Source organism: Rhodanobacter sp. G1 (assembly GCF_055397855.1).
Genome location: NZ_AP039674.1, coordinates 2,778,877 through 2,796,073, shown reverse-complemented (window position 1 = coordinate 2,796,073; position 17,197 = coordinate 2,778,877). Strand labels below are relative to the sequence as shown.

The 17,197-nt window shown below is 67.4% G+C and carries 16 protein-coding genes; 9 read left to right on the top strand and 7 right to left on the bottom strand.

Annotated elements, in window-relative coordinates:
- Nucleotides 1-68: 68 nt before the first annotated feature.
- Nucleotides 69-1,571: a S10 family peptidase gene (locus ACZ5Z2_RS12530; RefSeq protein ID WP_464758919.1), complete on the bottom strand. Its 1,503-nt coding sequence runs from the start codon at nucleotides 1,569-1,571 to the stop codon at nucleotides 69-71.
- Between the two features lie 221 nt (nucleotides 1,572-1,792).
- On the opposite strand from ACZ5Z2_RS12530, the gene ACZ5Z2_RS12525 reads away from it, so the two are divergent.
- The 5 genes from ACZ5Z2_RS12525 (at nucleotide 1,793) to ACZ5Z2_RS12505 (ending at nucleotide 6,843) form a co-directional block, all read left to right on the top strand.
- Nucleotides 1,793-2,629 carry an SAM-dependent methyltransferase gene (locus ACZ5Z2_RS12525; protein ID WP_464758918.1) on the top strand — a complete coding sequence of 279 codons (837 nt, stop codon included), beginning with the start codon at nucleotides 1,793-1,795 and terminating at the stop codon, nucleotides 2,627-2,629.
- Between the two features lie 57 nt (nucleotides 2,630-2,686).
- The gene (locus ACZ5Z2_RS12520) at nucleotides 2,687-2,986 is read left to right on the top strand and encodes a hypothetical protein (RefSeq protein WP_464758917.1); all 300 of its coding nucleotides are present in this window, start codon (nucleotides 2,687-2,689) and stop codon (nucleotides 2,984-2,986) included.
- A gap of 85 nt (nucleotides 2,987-3,071) precedes the next feature.
- A complete protein-coding gene (locus ACZ5Z2_RS12515) occupies nucleotides 3,072-4,766 on the top strand; it encodes a tetratricopeptide repeat-containing diguanylate cyclase (RefSeq protein WP_464758916.1) in 1,695 nt (564 codons plus the stop codon).
- Between the two features lie 32 nt (nucleotides 4,767-4,798).
- Nucleotides 4,799-5,056: a hypothetical protein gene (locus ACZ5Z2_RS12510; protein WP_464758915.1), complete on the top strand. Its 258-nt coding sequence runs from the start codon at nucleotides 4,799-4,801 to the stop codon at nucleotides 5,054-5,056.
- 77 nt (nucleotides 5,057-5,133) lie between these two features.
- Nucleotides 5,134-6,843, top strand: coding sequence for a GGDEF domain-containing protein (locus tag ACZ5Z2_RS12505; protein ID WP_464758914.1), 1,710 nt, complete (start codon nucleotides 5,134-5,136; stop codon nucleotides 6,841-6,843).
- 13 nt (nucleotides 6,844-6,856) lie between these two features.
- Here ACZ5Z2_RS12505 and ACZ5Z2_RS12500 read toward each other — a convergent pair whose 3' ends face one another.
- The 3 genes from ACZ5Z2_RS12500 to ACZ5Z2_RS12490 all read right to left on the bottom strand — a co-directional run bounded on the left by ACZ5Z2_RS12500 (nucleotide 6,857) and on the right by ACZ5Z2_RS12490 (nucleotide 10,042).
- Nucleotides 6,857-7,285, bottom strand: coding sequence for an FKBP-type peptidyl-prolyl cis-trans isomerase (locus tag ACZ5Z2_RS12500; protein ID WP_464758913.1), 429 nt, complete (start codon nucleotides 7,283-7,285; stop codon nucleotides 6,857-6,859).
- Nucleotides 7,286-7,379: 94 nt separating this feature from the next.
- On the bottom strand, nucleotides 7,380-8,093 hold the full coding sequence (locus ACZ5Z2_RS12495; RefSeq protein ID WP_464758912.1) for an SH3 domain-containing protein: 714 nt from the start codon (nucleotides 8,091-8,093) through the stop codon (nucleotides 7,380-7,382).
- Nucleotides 8,094-8,173: 80 nt separating this feature from the next.
- Entirely contained in the window at nucleotides 8,174-10,042 is a 1,869-nt protein-coding gene (locus tag ACZ5Z2_RS12490; protein WP_464758911.1) for a 3'-5' exonuclease, read from the bottom strand.
- A gap of 154 nt (nucleotides 10,043-10,196) precedes the next feature.
- Here ACZ5Z2_RS12490 and ACZ5Z2_RS12485 point away from each other — a divergent pair, with 154 nt between their 5' ends.
- From ACZ5Z2_RS12485 to ACZ5Z2_RS12475, 3 genes are all read left to right on the top strand, one after another.
- Nucleotides 10,197-11,381, top strand: coding sequence for a GGDEF domain-containing protein (locus tag ACZ5Z2_RS12485; RefSeq protein WP_464758910.1), 1,185 nt, complete (start codon nucleotides 10,197-10,199; stop codon nucleotides 11,379-11,381).
- Nucleotides 11,382-11,606: 225 nt separating this feature from the next.
- A complete protein-coding gene (locus ACZ5Z2_RS12480) occupies nucleotides 11,607-12,686 on the top strand; it encodes a 3-deoxy-7-phosphoheptulonate synthase (protein ID WP_464758909.1) in 1,080 nt (359 codons plus the stop codon).
- Nucleotides 12,687-12,828: 142 nt separating this feature from the next.
- The gene (locus tag ACZ5Z2_RS12475) at nucleotides 12,829-13,500 is read left to right on the top strand and encodes a DUF1345 domain-containing protein (RefSeq protein WP_464758908.1); all 672 of its coding nucleotides are present in this window, start codon (nucleotides 12,829-12,831) and stop codon (nucleotides 13,498-13,500) included.
- Nucleotides 13,501-13,514: 14 nt separating this feature from the next.
- Here the strand turns inward: ACZ5Z2_RS12475 and ACZ5Z2_RS12470 are convergent, their stop codons facing one another.
- Nucleotides 13,515-13,997, bottom strand: a complete 483-nt coding sequence (locus ACZ5Z2_RS12470) for a YajQ family cyclic di-GMP-binding protein (RefSeq protein ID WP_464758907.1) — start codon at nucleotides 13,995-13,997, stop codon at nucleotides 13,515-13,517.
- A 186-nt stretch (nucleotides 13,998-14,183) separates the two neighbouring features.
- Here ACZ5Z2_RS12470 and ACZ5Z2_RS12465 point away from each other — a divergent pair, with 186 nt between their 5' ends.
- Nucleotides 14,184-15,362, top strand: coding sequence for a BaiN/RdsA family NAD(P)/FAD-dependent oxidoreductase (locus tag ACZ5Z2_RS12465; RefSeq protein WP_464758906.1), 1,179 nt, complete (start codon nucleotides 14,184-14,186; stop codon nucleotides 15,360-15,362).
- A 384-nt stretch (nucleotides 15,363-15,746) separates the two neighbouring features.
- Here the strand turns inward: ACZ5Z2_RS12465 and ACZ5Z2_RS12460 are convergent, their stop codons facing one another.
- The gene (locus ACZ5Z2_RS12460; RefSeq protein ID WP_464758905.1) at nucleotides 15,747-16,208 is read right to left on the bottom strand and encodes a YaiI/YqxD family protein; all 462 of its coding nucleotides are present in this window, start codon (nucleotides 16,206-16,208) and stop codon (nucleotides 15,747-15,749) included.
- Entirely contained in the window at nucleotides 16,205-17,086 is an 882-nt protein-coding gene (locus ACZ5Z2_RS12455) for a PhzF family phenazine biosynthesis protein (protein ID WP_464758904.1), read from the bottom strand. The genes ACZ5Z2_RS12460 and ACZ5Z2_RS12455 overlap by 4 nt, the downstream gene beginning before the upstream one ends.
- Nucleotides 17,087-17,197 lie beyond the last annotated feature (111 nt).

The window sequence follows — 17,197 nt, the reverse complement described above, 5'->3', positions numbered from 1 at the left end:
TGTCGTTGAAAGCAGAAAGCCCGGCATGGCCGGGCTTTCTGCTTTCCGGGACGGCTTGCCGCACGTTCCTACTTCACTCCGTACAACCCCTTCACGTCCCGCAGCAGGTCGGCCTGGCTCGAAGGCCGCGCGTAGAACATGTGGCCGCCGGGGTATTCCTTCACCTGCACGCGGGTGGGGTCGCCCATCGCGGGCATCTGGTCGACGATCAGCACCGAGGCCATGAACGGGCAGGAGAGGTCGTCCCAGCCGTGGGCGATCAGCACGCGCAGGCCGGGGTCGTTCGCCACCGCTTCGCGCAACTGCTTCACCGAGCCGAGGTTGGCGTCCTCGTCCTCGTGCCACAGCCGGTTCACTTCGTAGCTGAGTGCGTTGTAGCGGCCGTCGTACTTCCAGCCGACGGTCTGGGTGATGAAGTTCACCATCGCCGTGGTGGTGGGCGCGATGATGCCGTTGAGGATGGGGTCGCCCGAGCGCTGGTGCGGCGCGTAGGGGAACGGATCCCAGGCGGTGACGTTGGAGTCGTAGCGGCTGCCCAGCTTGCCCTCGGCGCGGTACACCTCGCGCAGGTAGGCCTGGGTTTCCAGCCGGCCGCCGGAGCGCTGCACGAACACCGGGTCGAGGCCGGTGAGTTCGGTCACCTTCTTGATCATCGCGTCGGTGGCCGCCGGATTGCTGCGGCCCTGCATCAGCGTGTCGGCGTAGGTGGTGCGGGTGTAGTCGACGATGGACTGCATCGCCTGCGCGGTCAGCTTGCCCTCGCGTTCGAGATGCGCGGCGGCGATCGAGGGCAGGGTGAGCATCCACGGCAGCGGGGAGACGTTCTCGTCGTCCGACGCGGCCGGGTCGAGGTAGGGCGACAGCAGCACCACGCCGTTCATCGCCACGCCCAACTGGGTCTGCAGGTAGTCGGTGATGCGCGGGCCGCGGAAGCCGCCGTAGCTCTCGCCCACCAGGTACTTGCGCGACTCCATGCGGCCGTTCTTCAGCAGCCAGTCGTAGATGATGCGCGAGAGGTACTTGATGTCGTTGTCGGTGCTGTAGAAATCCTTGGTGGCCTGCTTGTCGTCCACCAGCGCGCGGCTGAAGCCGGTGCCGACCGGGTCGATGAACACCAGGTCGGTGAAGCCCAGCCAGGTGCCGGGGTTGTCGTGCAGCGTGGCCGGGTCGGAGGGGTTGTCGCCCGCCACGCCGAAGTTCACTTTCTTCGGGCCGATGGCGCCGAGGTTGAGGTAGACCGAGGAGGCGCCGGGGCCGCCGTTCACCGCGAACGTCACCGGGCGGTTCTTGCCCGGCATGGTGTAGGCGGTGAACATCACCTGGGCGATCACCTTGCCCGTTTCGTCGCGTACCGGCAGCGTGCCGACGGTGGCGGTGTACGACAGCGTGCGGCCATCCACCGAGGCGGATTGCGCCACGTGCGCGTCGGCGGGAAAGGGCGGCAGGTGGAAGCCGTTGCTGTCGCCCGGTGCTTCCGCCGCCGGGGGCTTCTTGTCGGCGGCCAGCGCCTGATGGTGGAAACCGGCCAGCAGCAGGGCTGCCAGCAGGCTCGTTTGCAGCGGCTTGCGCATGGGTGTGTCCTCGCGGGAGTAAAACTCTGGAAGCCCTGATCCTGCCCGTCGTCCCGGCGCAGGCCAGGATCCAGTACCTTCAATTCATGGAGCGAAAGACCACTGGACTCCTGCTTGCGCGGGAATGACGGACACGAAGCCAAGGCGATTCGGGTATCCCCTAGCCTAGCGAGCCGTGGCGTGACACAACTGTGCCTTTAGGCATGCCTTATGATCGTCGGATGACCAAGACAAAGCTTCCCTCCCTGAACGTTCCCGGCCGTGGCCGCCTCGCCTGCGTGGGCCTGGGCATGACGCTGGGCTCCCATCTCACCCCGCTGGCGCGCAGTCACATCGAGCAGGCGGACGTGGTGTTCGCCGCGCTCTCCGACGCCATCGCGGAAGAGTGGCTCAAGCGCATGCACCCGGACGTGCGCAGCCTGCAGCCCTACTACGCCGAGGGCAAGCCGCGCATGAAAACCTACCGCGAGTGGGTGGCGCTGATGATGGACGAGCTGCGCGCCGGCAAGCGCGTCTGCGGCGTGTTCTACGGCCACCCCGGCATCTTCGCGTGGTCGCCGCACAAGGTGATCGAGCAGGCGCGCGCCGAAGGCTATGACGCCAACATGGAGCCGGGCATCTCCGCCGAAGATTGCCTGTACGCCGACCTCGGCTTCGACCCAGGCCGCTACGGCTGCCAGCACTTCGAAGCCAGCCAGTTGCTGTACTGCGACCGTCGCATCGACCCCGCCGGCTACCTCGTGCTGTGGCAGGTGGGCGTGATCGGCAACCGTTCCGTGGGGCGTTTCGACACCGGGCTGGCCTACCGCGCCCTGCTGGTGGAGCGGTTGGAGCAGGACTACCCGTCCGACCACGAGGTCATCGTCTACCGTGGCGCCACCCTGCCCATCGAGCAGCCGCGCATCCAGCGTATTACCCTACGCGAGTTGGCCTCGGCGCCGTTGACCGCCGAGGAAACCGTGGTGCTGCCGCCAGCCGTGACCTTGCAGCCGAACCGTGCCATGCTTGAGCGACTGCAGGCGCTGGATGTGGCAGCTCGGGCCGGTGCCATAGCTTGAGTTCCGAGGCGGTGCCCGGTTAGGCGCCGAAGTGATCAAGGGGAACAGGGGGACGACATGACCGATACGACCGATACGATCGAGTTGCTGGAAGCCATCGGCAGCGATGCATCGCTGCGTTATGCGCCGGCTGATGCGTTGAGAGATGTACTGGAGCAGGCACAAGCAAGCGCCGAGTTCAAGGCGGCAGTGGTGGCGGGCGATAGTGCGGCGTTGCGTGTGGAGCTTGATATTCATCAGATTCCGCAGACTCCCCAGGCACCGACTCATGAGCCGGGACATGGGGACGACGAGGAGGATGACGAGGGAGTCCAATCGGAGGGTCTCCAACAGAGCCTTTCTTCCCAACGGGATTAGCGGAGACACGGCCGTGCAGTGGGGGGCATGTAGCTTGCGGCGGTGGGTCGCAGGCATAAGTTTCGCCAGCTGCCTGTGTTGGCAGATGGTTCTTGCCACGACCTCCATTACTGATCCGGATGCCTTTCTCAAGCAGACCGCAAAGCTGCAACTGACAGATCACACGCGGTTCCTTGAACAGTTGGCCCAGCTTAACCGGCAAGCCTCGCGGTTGACGCCGGATCAGCGTTGGGGCTTGCGGCAACTGAATGCATGGGAGGCCATGTACGAGGGCGATTACGCCAAGTCGGAGGTGTTGCTTCAGGACATCATCCAGCACTCCGGCGACCAGTCGCGGGTGGATCGCGCGTCTGCTTTTCTGTTGGGTCTGCTTGGGCTCACTAAGCACTACACCGAGGCATTCGAGCTAGCTAATCAACTTGCAGCACGCATTCCACAGGTCGCGGATGCAAAGACCCGTTCCCCGTTGCTGTTGAACCTGTCGAGTACCTTAGGCTTGGCCGGACAGACCGATCTGGCTGTGCGCTATGCACGCATGGCGATGGCTATCGCCAGTCCTGCCGGGGAGAGTCCGTGCTATTCCGCTACCTTCATGGTTCAGGCGCTCTACAACGGTCATCGGCTCAAGCCTGACAGTCCTGAGTTGCAACAGGCTTTCGACGCTTGTCCGGCGGACAGCGAGCCGGTTTACCACGCGCAACTAGTACTCACACTCGCTGACCTCTATGCGAATGGGGGGCAGCCACGCAAGGCGCTGACTCTGCTCGACGGGATCGAGCCCAGCCTTGATGTCAACGGTTATGCCCTTGCCAAGCTGTCGGCCTTGGTCACCAGATCGCAGGCATTGGCCGCCTTGGGTGATGACGATGCTGCCAAGAAAGTGGCTTTGACTGTGCTCGCCAGGAAGAAGTCCAGCAACATCGATGCGTGGCTGAAAGACACCTACGAGGTGCTTTACCGCGTTGAGAAGAAGCAGGGTCATGACGCGGCAGCGCTCGGCTATTACGAGCAATACGCTGCACTGGACAAAGCCTATCTCGACGACATCAATGCGCGCGCAATGGCCTACGAAACCGTGCAGCAGCACGTGCTGGCGCAGAAGCTGGAAACTGTAAAACTGAGCCAGCAGAACGCGGCGCTGCGCCTGCAGCAGAAGCTGGACGCCAAGACGGCCGAAACCAATCGCCTGTATCTCGTGCTGCTGCTCGTGGTGCTGGGCTTCGGCGTGGTGTGGATGTTCCGGCTCAAGCGCTCGCAGTTGCGCTTCAAGCGGCTGTCGCACCTGGACGGCCTCACCACCACCTACAACCGCCAGCACTTCATGGATGAGGCCGCACGCGTGCTGCACTCGCTGGAAAAACGGCAGGGTGCGGCGTGCCTGGCCATCATCGACCTCGACCACTTCAAGCGTGTCAACGATACCCACGGCCACGCCATGGGCGACGAGGTGCTGCGGCGTACGGTCGATGCCAGCCGCCAGCACCTGCGCCCCATCGACCTGTTCGGTCGCCTTGGCGGCGAGGAGTTCGGCATCCTGTTGGTGGACTGCTCGCGCGAGCAGGGCGTCGCCATTGCCGAACGCATCCGATCCGCCATCGAATCCACCGTGGTGGAATGCGACGGCGTGATGACCACGGTATCCACCAGCATCGGCCTCGCTTTCACGGCCATCAGCGGTCACGATCTGCGCCGCCTGTGCACCGACGCCGATGCCGCCCTGTACCGCGCCAAGCGCGGCGGACGCAATTGCGTGATGGCCGACGAAGCCACCGCGGCCTGACAACCAATGCTGTTAATACCGGAAGAAACACCATGACCGATACGATCGAGCTGCTGGAAGCCATCGGCAGCGACGCTTCGCTGCGCCGCGCCACGGCGGAAGAACTGGCCGATGTGCTTGGCCGGGCGCAGGCTTCGCTGGCGCTGCAGGATGCGGTGGTGCAGGGCGACCGTACGCTACTGGCCGCGGAGTTTGGCAGCACGATGTACTACGTGACTGAGACGTCGCAAACGCCGCATAAAGACGACGAGGATGAAGAGGACGAGGAGCCGGAGTCCCGGCTGGACTGAGCTAGGGGCCGGACGGCATGTGCATGCTGTCGAAATGCTTGCGGATGGGATTCGTGCTGCTGTCGATGGCTTGCTGCATGCCTGTGCGTGCCGGCGTTGCCGCCGCCAGGGTGGATTCGGCCGGTGATCTCGACCGGGCCGATGGCCTGCAAAAGACGGATCACCCGAAGTTCCTGAAACTGCTGGCGCAACTGGATCGGCAGACGTCGCACATGACACCTGCCGAGCGATGGCATCTGCGCTATCTCGACGCGTGGGAGGCCACCTACGAGGGGGATTACGCCCGCGCCAATCCGCAGTTCCGTGAGATCATGGCCCGTTCGGGCGATTCTGCCCTAGCCACCAAGGCAGCGGCCTTGTTGCTGAGCAACCTGGGCTTCACGCACCAGTACATGCAGGCCTACGAACTGGCCGCTCGTCTGGTGACCGGCTTGCCGGCTGTGAAGGACGCGCCGGCGCGTTTCGCGTTGTTGTTCAACCTGTCGCTGACCATGGACTACGCCGGCCAGTACGGGCTCGCCATCAACTATGCGCGCATGATGGAAGCCTCGGTTCCTCCGGGCGAGGCTTTGTGCAGTCCGCGCAATCTGCAAATGGCGGCCACGTACGACAGCGGGAAGCTGGAGGCTTCCAGCCAGGAGCTGCAGCGCGCCATCGACACGTGCGTGGCAGCGAAGCGTCCCGCCTTTGCCAACGCCTTGTGGCTGATGCAGGATGCCGCCTATCTCGACGAAGGGCAGCCGGGCAAGGCATTAGCTCTGCTCGAACGGATCGGCCCGGCCATCAAGGCCTCGGGTTACTACCCGCAGATCTTGTCCATGCACGCGAAGCAGGCGATGGCACACGCGCAACTCGGCCAGGACGACGCGGCCCACAAGGCGGCGCTGGCCGTCTTGGCGATGGATCGCGCGGGCGGCGACAACGAATGGCTGCGTGCCGCCGACAAGGTGCTCTACGAAGTCGCCAAGCGGCAGGGGCGCGATGCCGAGGCGTTGCGGTATTTCATGCAATACGTGGCGCTGGACAAGGCCTATCGCGACGACATGGGCGCGCGTGCGCAGGCTTACGAAGTGGTGCGGCAGCACGTGTTGACCCAGCAACTGCAGACCGAGCAACTTGCGCGACAGAACGCCGCGCTGCACTTGCGCAGCGCATTGGACGCCAAGACCGCCGAAGCGAACCGGCTGTATCTGGCGTTGCTGCTGTTGCTGCTGGCCGCCGCCGCGGTGGCGATGTTCCGGCTCAAGCGTTCGCAACTGCGCTTCCAGCGCCTGTCGCGGGTGGACGGCCTGACCGCCGTGCTCAACCGCCAGAGTTTCATGGCCGAGATCGTGGGCACGTTGCAGCGGCTCGAACGGAAGGCGGGCGCCGCATGCCTGGTCTATCTCGACCTCGACCACTTCAAGCGCATCAACGACACCCATGGCCATGCCGTGGGCGACGAGGCGTTGCGGCAGGTGGTGGCCACCTGCCGCCAGCACCTGCGCCCGGTCGACGTGTTCGGACGATTGGGTGGCGAGGAGTTCGGCATCTTGATGGTGGACTGTTCACGCGAGCAGGGCAGGCAGATCGCCAACCGCATCCGGCGCGCCATCGAGGCGGCGGCGGTGGAATACGGCGGCCTCGCGGTGGCGGTCACCGCCAGCGTGGGGCTGGCCTGCACCGACAGTTCCAGCCACGATCCGCGCCTGTTGTGCACCGACGCGGACGCCGCGCTCTACCTCGCCAAGGACAGCGGCCGCAATTGCGTGGTGGCGGACGGCGGGCGCGACGCCCTGGTGGCTTGAGGCGCGGTGGCGCTCAGCGCACGCCCACCAGTTCCACGTCGAACACCAGGGTGGCGTTCGGCGGTACGGCGTCGCCCGCGCCGCGGCTGCCATAGGCCAGCCGTGCGGGGATGACCAGGGTGCGCTTGCCGCCCACGTGCATGCCGCGGATGCCCTGATCCCAGCCAGCGATCACCTCGCCCGCGCCCAGCGTGAAACTGATCGGTTCGCCGTTCTCTGCCGAGCTGTCGAACTCCGCGCCATGGCGATTCTTCGCGTTGGCGTCGTACAGCCAGCCGATGTAGTTCACCTGAACCACGTCGCCGTCGCGCGCCACCGTGCCGGTGCCGACCACTCGGTCGGTCTTCTGCAACTGGGCAGTGTTGTTCGCGGCCCATGCCGATGGCATGGAGGCGAAGGCGCCCAGCAGGATGGCGGTGAACGCGGCGGGAAGGCGGCGCATGCGAGGTATTCCGGGAACAAGGTGCCGCGCAGTCTAGCGGAGCCCCGGACTGGCCGTGGCGCAGCCGGCCCCGGGCACCGGCTTGGTCGGCGGCTCAGTGATCCTGGTGGTCGCCCTTGTTCCTGGGGGCGGGCTTGCCGTGTGCGGGCGCGGGCTGGCCTGCACTGGGTCGGCCCGCGGGAGCGTGTTGCTGCGGGGCCGGCGGAGCCTCGGCCGGTCGCGCCATCTGCGGACGCTGCGGCGAGGGCCACGGGTTGCGACCCTGCATCGGGCGTGCCGGCGGTTGTGGCAGGTTGCCGTACGGTGGAGCCGGATGGTCAGGCAGGATGCCATGCGGCGGCCCTGGGCGATGCGGCGCGTTGCCGCGCGGGGGCATCGGGTGGCGCATCGGCGGCGGTGGCGGCCGCCGCGGCATGGGGTGTGCGTACCAGCGGGCGCGCTGGCGGTAGAACGGACGGTTGCGGTAGTAGCTGTCCCAGTAGGTGCCTATCACGAAGCTGACGATGGGGATGCCGATCTGCGCGCCGTACTGCGGCGCCAGCACGTACTGGTTGTCGTAGTCGTACTGGATGAAGTTGCCGGCGATCCAGCCGCGGTCGCCCTGGAAGATCACGTCGCACCATTCCCAGCCGCTGGTGCAGCCCTGGACGTCCAGCGGGGCGCCGGCTGGAATGGTTTCGATGAGCGGGTAGCTGGAATCCGGGCCGGCGCGGAGGTTGACGTTGCCGGTGGCATAGCCGTCCGCGGCGAGCGCGAACGCGGGCAGGACGAGCAACGGGAGCGTGGCGAGCCAGGCGATGCGTTTCATCGGAACTCCTCCTGTGAGGGGCGTGCTGTCTCGGTGCGAGCTTGCGCTGGATCGGATGAACCCAGCGAAACGGGGCAGCGTCAGCCGGGCGGCGCCAACTGCCCCTGCACCTCGTTGATCGAATCGCGGATGCGCTTGGAGAACACCGAGTCGAGGTGGTGGATCAGCACCAGCCGCTCGGTGGCGCGGGTCATCGCCACGTAGAGCAGGCGCGCCTCGTCCGCCTCGCTCTGGCCCTCGTGCGGCAGCGAGCCCAGGCCGGGCACGATCACGAAGGGGAATTCCAGGCCCTTGCAGGAGTGCATGGTGAGCAGCTTCACGCTGTCCTTCACCACGAACAGCGCCTGCTTGCCGCGCTCGTCGGCGAGGCTGGAGGGGATCTCAATGCGTGCGAGCGCCTCGTGCAGCTTCTCGCCTTCCCAGTTGTTGCGGTAGATCACCGCCATGTCGCCCCACGGGCGCCCGTGCGCGCGTTCGTCGCGCAGCTGGGCGATCAGCGCGTCGAGTTGGGCGGCGGCGGTGTCGGTGCGGATCAGCTCGGGCAGCGGGCCGCGGCGGCCGGCGCTCTCCGGTGCGATCAGCGGCACGCCGTCGTCGTCCTCGACGCGCGCGGCGAGCAGTTCGCTGGCGAAGTTGCGCGCCACCGCGAGGATTTCCAGCGTGTTGCGGTAGTTGAGCTTGAGGATGGTGGTACGGCCCTGCGCCTGCACGCCCAGGCTTTTCCAGCTGATGCGGCGGCGATCGGCCTTGCCGTAGATGTTCTGCGCGTCGTCGTACAGCACCAGCAGCGAGTTGGTGGCCGGGTCGATCATCTGCACGATCAGCTTGTACCAGTCCGGCTCGAAGTCGTGGCCTTCGTCCACCAGCACGGCGCCGTACTGGAAGCGCGGGATCTGGCCCTTGTCCACGCCCTCGATCACGCGCTCCACCATCTGCTCGAAGAAGCGCTCGCCCTTGGGCGGCAGTTCCACGTGGTAGCTGGCGAGCATGCGCCGGCACCAGCGATGGAAGTTGTACACCTGCACCTTGTCGCCGAGGCCGCGTTCGCCGATGAGCTGCTCCAGCCGCGCCGCCAGCGCCTTGTTGTAGCAGAGCACCAGGATGGGCCGGCTCGTCGAGCGCGCCAGCTGCATCGCGCGGAAGCCCAGGATCATGGTCTTGCCGGAGCCGGCCACGCCGTGGATGACGCGGTGCTCGCCGCCCAGCGAGCGCGCGAGCTGCTCCTGCTGCGTGTCCATCACCTTCACCAGCTCGGGGATTTCCAGCGCGCGCACGTCCTTGCCTTCGGCGGCGAACAGGCCGAACTGGCCGCTGCCCGGCTCCACGCGGATCTCGGGGAACAGGTGCCAGCGCACGCGGTCGATCTGCGGCAGGGTGAGCGCCACCGGAAAGACTTGCGGAAACATTGCCCACAGCCGCTCCTGGAAGGCTTCGGAGTCCACCGTTTCGTACAGCTCGTCGCGGCAGATCGCCAGGTGCGCGGGAATCACCGCGTCCAGCCCGCCTTCCTGGAACTGGTTGCGGGTGATGTTGGCCAGCACCACGCCGTGGCCCCACGGCATCGCCAGCTTGCCCGCGTGGCGGTGCCCTTCGGGAAAATGCAGCGCAGGGTCGCGTTCCAGCACCACGACCACTTCCAGCGCATACGAGCGCGCCTGCAGCAGCGGATTGACGGCCGTGGCCAGCCCGCGTTCGGTGACCAGGGTGAACTGGGTCTTGTCGGCGTGGCGGATGGTGTCGGCCTTCCAGTCCTTTACCTCCAGCACCAGCAGGCCGCGGCGCGGGTGGAACACCACGAAGTCGGGCTGGCGCTGCTTCAGGCCCACCGGCACGTCGTACCAGAGCAGGTAGTCGTCCTCCAGCTTCTGTTCCAGCCGTTCGGAGACGCGCTTCTCGCCGCCGGTCATGCGCGGCAAGCAGCTGTTGCGGGAGGGGATGAGCGTGGCCATACCGGCTTCCGTGGAGTGCTTGCCGGAAAGTAGCTGAACGGCCGAGGCTGTCAACGGTGGCCCAGGGCGCCGGAAAACGTGAGCTGTTTCTCAAGTTTCGTGATGATGGCCGATAATCCTACGATGGCTCGGACGTTGGCCCTGGGGAGGGCGGATGCCTGTCTTGGTACAAAGTCTGTCGCTGCTCGCTGCCATGCAGGCGGCGACGGTGGCGCTGATGCTTTGGCTGGGAGTGCGTTCGGACGCGAGCCGGGCGGTGCGCAGCCTGCATCTGCGCGCCAGCGCACTGGCGGTGGAAGCCATGGGCTATGCCGCGCTGGCGTTCCGGGATTACCTGCCGCACGCCTTTGTGCTGCTGGGCGGCAATGCCCTCAACCTGCTGGCGCAGGCGATGAGCGTGATCGCGTTGCGCATGCTGCTGAACGTGCAGTTGCGCTGGCGCGCGACCGTCGCGGTGGGGGTGATCGGCTGGGCCGGCGTGGCCTGGTTCGCCGCCGTGCAGCCCGACTACCAGAGCCGCGTGCTGTGGGGGTCGGTGGCGATCGCCTGCTACCTTCTGCTCAACATCGACGCGCTGCTGCGCGACCGCCGCGACCGCTGGTCGCGGGCGCGCTACGCGCTGCTGTGGATCTTCTCGCTGTCGCTGCTGCTGCTGGTGTGGCGCAACGGCGTGATGTGGCTGGCGCCCACGCGGCTGGGCAGCGTGCTCACGCCAAGCCCGGTCAACGTGTTCTGGATGCTGCTGTCGGGCATGCAGTCGCTGTTCTACGGCCTGGGCTTCCTGCTGCTGTACAACGAACTGCTGCAGCGCGAGCTGCACGTGATGGCGCGCGTCGATTCGCTGACCGGCGTGCCGAACCGGCTGGCGCTGGAGGAGCGCTATGCCGGCATGCTCGCGGCCCCCGGCGCCGCGCAGTCGCCGTTCTGCCTGCTGTTGCTGGACATCGACCACTTCAAGAGCGTGAACGACCGCTTCGGGCATGACTGCGGCGACAAGGCGCTGAAGGCGCTGACGCGCCGCGTGCGCGACGTGCTGCGCGGCACCGACATGGTCGGCCGATTGGGCGGCGAGGAATTCATCGTGCTGGCGCCCGACCTGCATCAGGGCGCCGGTCAGGCACTGGCCGAACGCATTCGGGCGGTGGTGGCGGCCTCGCCGGTGCGCATCGACGGCCGCGAGCTGCCGTTGACCGTGTCGGTGGGCGTGGCCGAGGCCGAGCCGCACGAGCGCGACATGTCCACCACGCTGCGGCGCGCCGACAAGGCGCTGTACGTCGCCAAGCACGGCGGCCGTAACCGGGTGGAGGTGGCGCCGCGCTACAGCGTCGGGCAGGCCTGAGATAGATCGACCGGTTATTTGCAGCGCGCGGAACGAAGTGCTATTGATGGACGCCATGACCCACTCCGCCCGCCAGTACTTTTGGTTTTATGGCTATCCGAAGCCGCTGGCGGAGGCATGGGTGCGATCGTCCTGACGAAACACTGAAACCCCATCCCGAAAGCCGCCAGCGACACCGAGGCGGCTTTTTTCATGGCCGCCGCACCCCACACGAGGAAAGCCGCCATGCCACACGCTTCCACCGACGACCTGCGCATCCGCAGCATCCAGCCGCTCGCCACGCCTGCCGAGGTGATGGACGAGTGTCCCGCCACGAACGCGGTGCTGGACACCGTAGGCCATGCGCGTACGGCGCTGCACCGCATCCTCGACGGCGCGGACGACCGCCTCGCGGTGGTGATCGGCCCATGCTCCATCCACGACCCGCGCGCCGCGCTGGACTACGCGCAACGCCTGGCGGAGCAGCGCGGGCGCTTCGGCGGCGAGCTGGAAATCGTGATGCGCGTGTATTTCGAGAAGCCGCGCACCACGGTGGGCTGGAAGGGCCTGATCAACGATCCCGACCTCGACGGCAGCTTCCGCATCAACAAGGGCCTGCGCGTGGCGCGTCGGCTGCTGTGCGACATCAACGCGCTGGGCGTGCCGGCGGGCAGCGAGTTCCTCGACATCATCTCGCCGCAGTACCTCGCGGATCTGGTGGCCTGGGGCGCGATCGGCGCGCGCACCACGGAGAGCCAGGTGCACCGCGAGCTGGCTTCGGGCCTGTCGTGCCCGGTGGGTTTCAAGAACGGCACCGACGGCAACGTGAAGGTGGCGGTGGACGCGGTGCAGGCGGCCGCGCATCCGCATCACTTCCTCGCAGTGACCAAGCAGGGCCAGGCCGCCATCGCCGCCACCAGCGGCAACCGCGACTGCCACCTGATCCTGCGCGGCGGCAAGCTGCCGAACTACGATGCGGCCAGCGTCGATGCGGCTTGCGGCGCCATTGCCAGGGCAGGCCTGCCGGCACGGGTGATGATCGACGCCAGCCACGCCAACAGCAGCAAGAACCCGGAGAACCAGCCGAAGGTGGTCGCCGACATCGCCGCACAGATCGAGGCGGGCGAGCGGCGCATCGTGGGCGCGATGGTGGAAAGCCACCTCGTCGCGGGGCGCCAGGATCTGGTGGACGGCCATCCGCTGGCCTATGGCCAGAGCATCACCGACGGCTGCATCGGGTGGGATGAATCGGTGCGCGTGCTGGAGCGGCTGGCCGACGCGGTGCGCCGGCGCCGCGAGCTTGCGAAGGACGAACTGGCGGCGTGAGGACACGCGCGCGATCCTCCCATGGCCCGCGTTGCCGTGCCGTGGCCGCCATGCGGAGACCGGGAGCAGGCTCCGGGGCGGTATCCTTGGCGGCATCTTTCATGGAGGTCGCCATGCGTCACCAGTCCACGGAGCCGAGCGCATGAACGTCGCCGCATCGAAGCCGCGACGGTTCCGGCTGCTGCACTTCATCCGCGCGCGTCCGCGCCTGAGCACCTGCACGGCGCTGTTCGTGCTGGCCACGGCGCTGCTGGCGCTGGCCGGCATGCACATGGCGCCGGCGCTGCTGCTGGGGTTCGATCTCGGCGCGTTGCTGTACCTCGTCACGCTGGCGCGCATGTTCGCGCGTTCCGGCTGCGAGCACATCGGCCGCCAGGCGAGGCTGCAGGACACCGGCCGCCGCGCCACGCTGGCGGTGGCGGTGGGCGTGTCGCTGGTGGTGCTGATGGCGCTGACCACCGAGCTGCACGCGGCCAAGGCCGGCGGCGCATCGGCGGTGGGCGTGGCCGCGCTCAGCGTGGTGCTGTCGTGGCTGTTCATGAACACCACCTTCGCGCTGCACTATGCGCACAGCTACTACGGCGACGACGGCCACCTGCAGGGCGGGCTGGATTTCCCCGCCACGCCCAAGCCGGACTACTGGGACTTCGTGTATTTCTCGTTCGTCGTCGGCATGTGCTTCCAGGTGTCCGACGTCACCGTCAGCGGCCGGCACATGCGGCACATCACCCTGCTGCACAGCGTGGTGGCGTTCTTCTTCAACGTGTTCATCCTGGCGATCAGCGTGAGCGTGGTGGGCAGCCTGGGCGGCTGAGCGCGCGCCGCGCGTCAGTCGCGCAGGTTGTCGAACTGCAGCGGCAGCTCCACGTCGGCCTTGCGCAGCACGGCCATCGCGGCCTGCAGGTCGTCGCGCTTCTTGCCGGTGACGCGCAGCTTGTCGCCGTTGATCTGCGCCTCGACCTTGAGCTTGGCCTCCTTCAGCACGGCTACCAGCTTCTTCGCCACCGGCTGCTCGATGCCCTGCTTCACGGTGATCTTCTGCCGTGCGCCGGCGAGGTTGGTTTCCACTTCGCCGACGTCCAGCGCGCGGACGTCGATCTTCCGCGTGGTGAGCCGGCCGCGCAGGATGTCCAGCATCTGCTGCAACTGGAAGTCGCTGGGCGCCGTGAGCAGGATCTCTGACTTTTCCAGCGCGAACTTCGCGTCCGAGCCCTTGAAGTCGAAGCGGTTCGCCAGCTCGCGGTTGGCCTGATCCACGGCGTTGGTGAGTTCGTGCTTGTCGACTTCGGAGATCACGTCGAAGGAGGGCATGGCGGCGGCTCGCGGATGTGATGAAGCGGAAAGTGTAAGTGATGCGGCTGGGCGATAATGCGCGCCTTCATACGCTCGTCATCCCGGCGAAGGCCGGGATCCAGTGCTTCATACGGGAAAGACACTGGATTCCGGCCTTCGCCGGAATGACGGGCAACAGCGTGACGAGGCCGGTATGGTGGTGACTTGAAAACGGATGTGCTGATCGTCGGCGCCGGTGCCGCGGGCCTGATGTGCGCGATCGCCGCGGGGCGGCGCGGTCGCCGCGTGCTGGTGGTGGATCACGCCAACCGCGTCGGCAAGAAGATCCTGATGTCCGGCGGCGGGCGCTGCAACTTCACCAACACCGGCGCGTCGCCCGCGAACTACCTCAGCGCCAATCCGCATTTCGCCAAGTCCGCGCTGGCGCGCTACACGCCGGCGGATTTCATAACGCTGGTGGAGAAGCACGGCATCGCCTACCACGAGAAGGAACTCGGGCAACTGTTCTGCGACGACTCCTCGAAGCAGATCGTGCGCCTGCTGCTGGACGAATGCGCCGCGGCCGGCGTGCGCATCGAAACGAGTTGCGGGGTCGAGCGCGTGCGCAGGACGGACGAAGGTTTCGCCGTGCTCACCGCGCGCGGCGAGGCGCATGCCGAGTCGCTGGTGGTGGCCACGGGCGGCCTGTCCATCCCCAGCATGGGCGCCACCGGCTTCGGCTACGAGCTGGCGCGCCAGTTCGGCCATGCCGTGCTGCCGGTGCGCGCCGCGCTGGTGCCGCTGACCCTGAGCGGCAAGCACCAGGAGCATTACGCCGACCTCGCCGGCGTGGCGCTGCCGCTGGCGGAGGCGCGGGTGGGCAAGCGCGCGTTCCGCGCGGGCCTGCTGTTCACGCACCGTGGCCTGAGCGGGCCGTCCATCCTGCAGATTTCCTCCTACTGGCAGCTGGGCGACGACCTGCGGCTGGACTTTGCGCCGGATGCCGACTTGGGCGACTGGCTGGTGGCGCAGCGCGGTGCGCGTCCGGCAGCGGAATTGAAGAACGTGCTGGCCGATGCGCTACCGAAACGTCTGGCGCAGCGCCTGTGCGAATTGGTCTTCCAGAGCCGCCCGATGCGCCAGTACCGCGATGCCGAGCTGCAGGGGATCGGCCGGCAACTGCACGATTGGCCCATCGTCGCCAGCGGCACCGAAGGCTACCGCACCGCCGAGGTGACTCTGGGCGGCGTGGACACCGATGGGCTTTCCTCCAGCACCATGCAATCGAAGCTGGTGCCCGGCCTGTACTTCATCGGCGAGGTTGTGGACGTCACCGGCTGGCTGGGCGGCTACAACTTCCAGTGGGCCTGGGCCTCGGGGCATGCGGCAGGCGAGGTTGTCTGAGTCGGCCCAGATCTCGCTCGTCATTCCGGCGAAGGCCCACTGCTGTCCGGGATAATCTGGGGATGGTGTCGAAGGATGAAGGCCCGCGCCGCTTGCACGAAGCATTGCGAGAAGGCGACTTCATTTCCGATAACGACCACCTATCCAGACTGTCATCCCGGCGAAGGCCGGGATCCAGTAGCGACCATGTTCGCTCAGGCCGCACGGCCACTGGATGACTCGCTTCGCTCGCCCCTTCGGGGCCGCCCTGCGGGCGTTCTGCGCGCTTCGCGCTTGTCCGGCCTGCGCCGGAATGAGGAGAAAGACCGCGGCCACGAATGTTCAAAATTATTCCGGACAGTAGTGGGCGAAGGCCGGGATGACGAGCGGAAACCGGCTAGCGGCTCAACGCCGCCGCTGCTGCAACCAACGATCGAGCTGGTTCGCGAACGCTTGCTTGTCGCGCGCGTGGAACGGCGCATGGCCGCCGGTGTCGACGCCGGCGCCGCGCAGTTCGTCCATGAAGTTGCGCATGGCCAGGCGCTGGGCGATGGTGTCGGGCGTGTGCAGTTCGCCGCGCGGGTCGAGCGCGAGCGCGCCTTTTTCGATAACGGCCGAGGCCAGCGGAATGTCCTGCGTCACCACCAGGTCGCCAGCTGCCACGCGGCGCGCGATCTCGTGGTCGGCCACGTCGAAGCCGCTGGGCACCTGCACGGCGCGCACGTAGCGCGAGGGCGGCGTGCGCAGGTACTGGTTCGCCACCAGGGTCACCATCACCTGCGCGCGCTCGGCCGCGCGGAACAGGATCTCCTTGATCGCCACCGGGCAGGCGTCGGCATCGACCAGGATCTGCGCGGCCTCGCTCACGCCGCGTTCCAGTGCAGCGCGCCGTCGACGATGGTGTGGGTGCGGCCGCCGATCCACACCGCGCCGTCCGCGATGCGTGCGACGAGCTGGGCGTCGTGGCCGATCTCGCGGCCCTGGCTCACCACGTAGCCGCCGGCCAGCGCGCCGTGCGGTTCGGCCTGCGCGATGTAGGCGGCGATCAGGCCGTTGGCGGCGCCGGAGGCGGGATCCTCGATGATGCCCACGCCGGCGGGGAAGGCGCGCACCACCAGTTGGTAATCGGGATGCGCGCTGCGTGCGAATGCGCACAGACCCATGCTGTCGCTGGCGTGGGCCAGCGCACCGATCGCGCTGTGGTCGGGCTGCCAGGCGCGCAGCGCGGCCTCGCTCGCCACCTCGGCCAGCCACCAGCGGCGACCGCCGTCGACCAGCGCGGGCGGCAGCGCGCCTGCGCCGATGCCGGCCAGCGCGGCGGAGAGCAGCGGATGCGCACCGCGGCCGGTCTGCAGCACGCGTTCGCCGGGCGACTTCAGCAGCAGATGGCGGTTGGCGTCGGCGCCTTCCACGCGCAGCGGCAGCGTGCCGGCGCCGCATTCCTGCCACAGCAGGCCGTCCACGGGCTGCGCCAGGCCCCATTCCAGCGCGGCGTGCGCGCTGCCCACGCTGGGGTGGCCGGCAAACGGGATCTCCTTGTGCGGCGTGAAGATGCGCACGCGGTAGCTGGCCGCGGGGTCGGTGGGCGGCAGCAGGAAGGTGGTCTCGACCAGGTTCGTCCAGCGCGCGAAGCGCTGCATCGCCTCGCCGCTCCAGTGCGTCGCGCCGATCACCACGCCGAGATGGTTGCCGCCGCCGTGGGTGGCGGCGAAGACGTCGAGGTGCAGGTAGCGGAGCGGCGGCATGGGCGGGACGTTGGCGTAAAGCCGGGCATCATAGCGACTGCGGCGCGTCGGCGTGCCGGCCCATCCGGCATATCGGGCACGGACGGTGGCATAAGCGCCGGTCGACAAGCC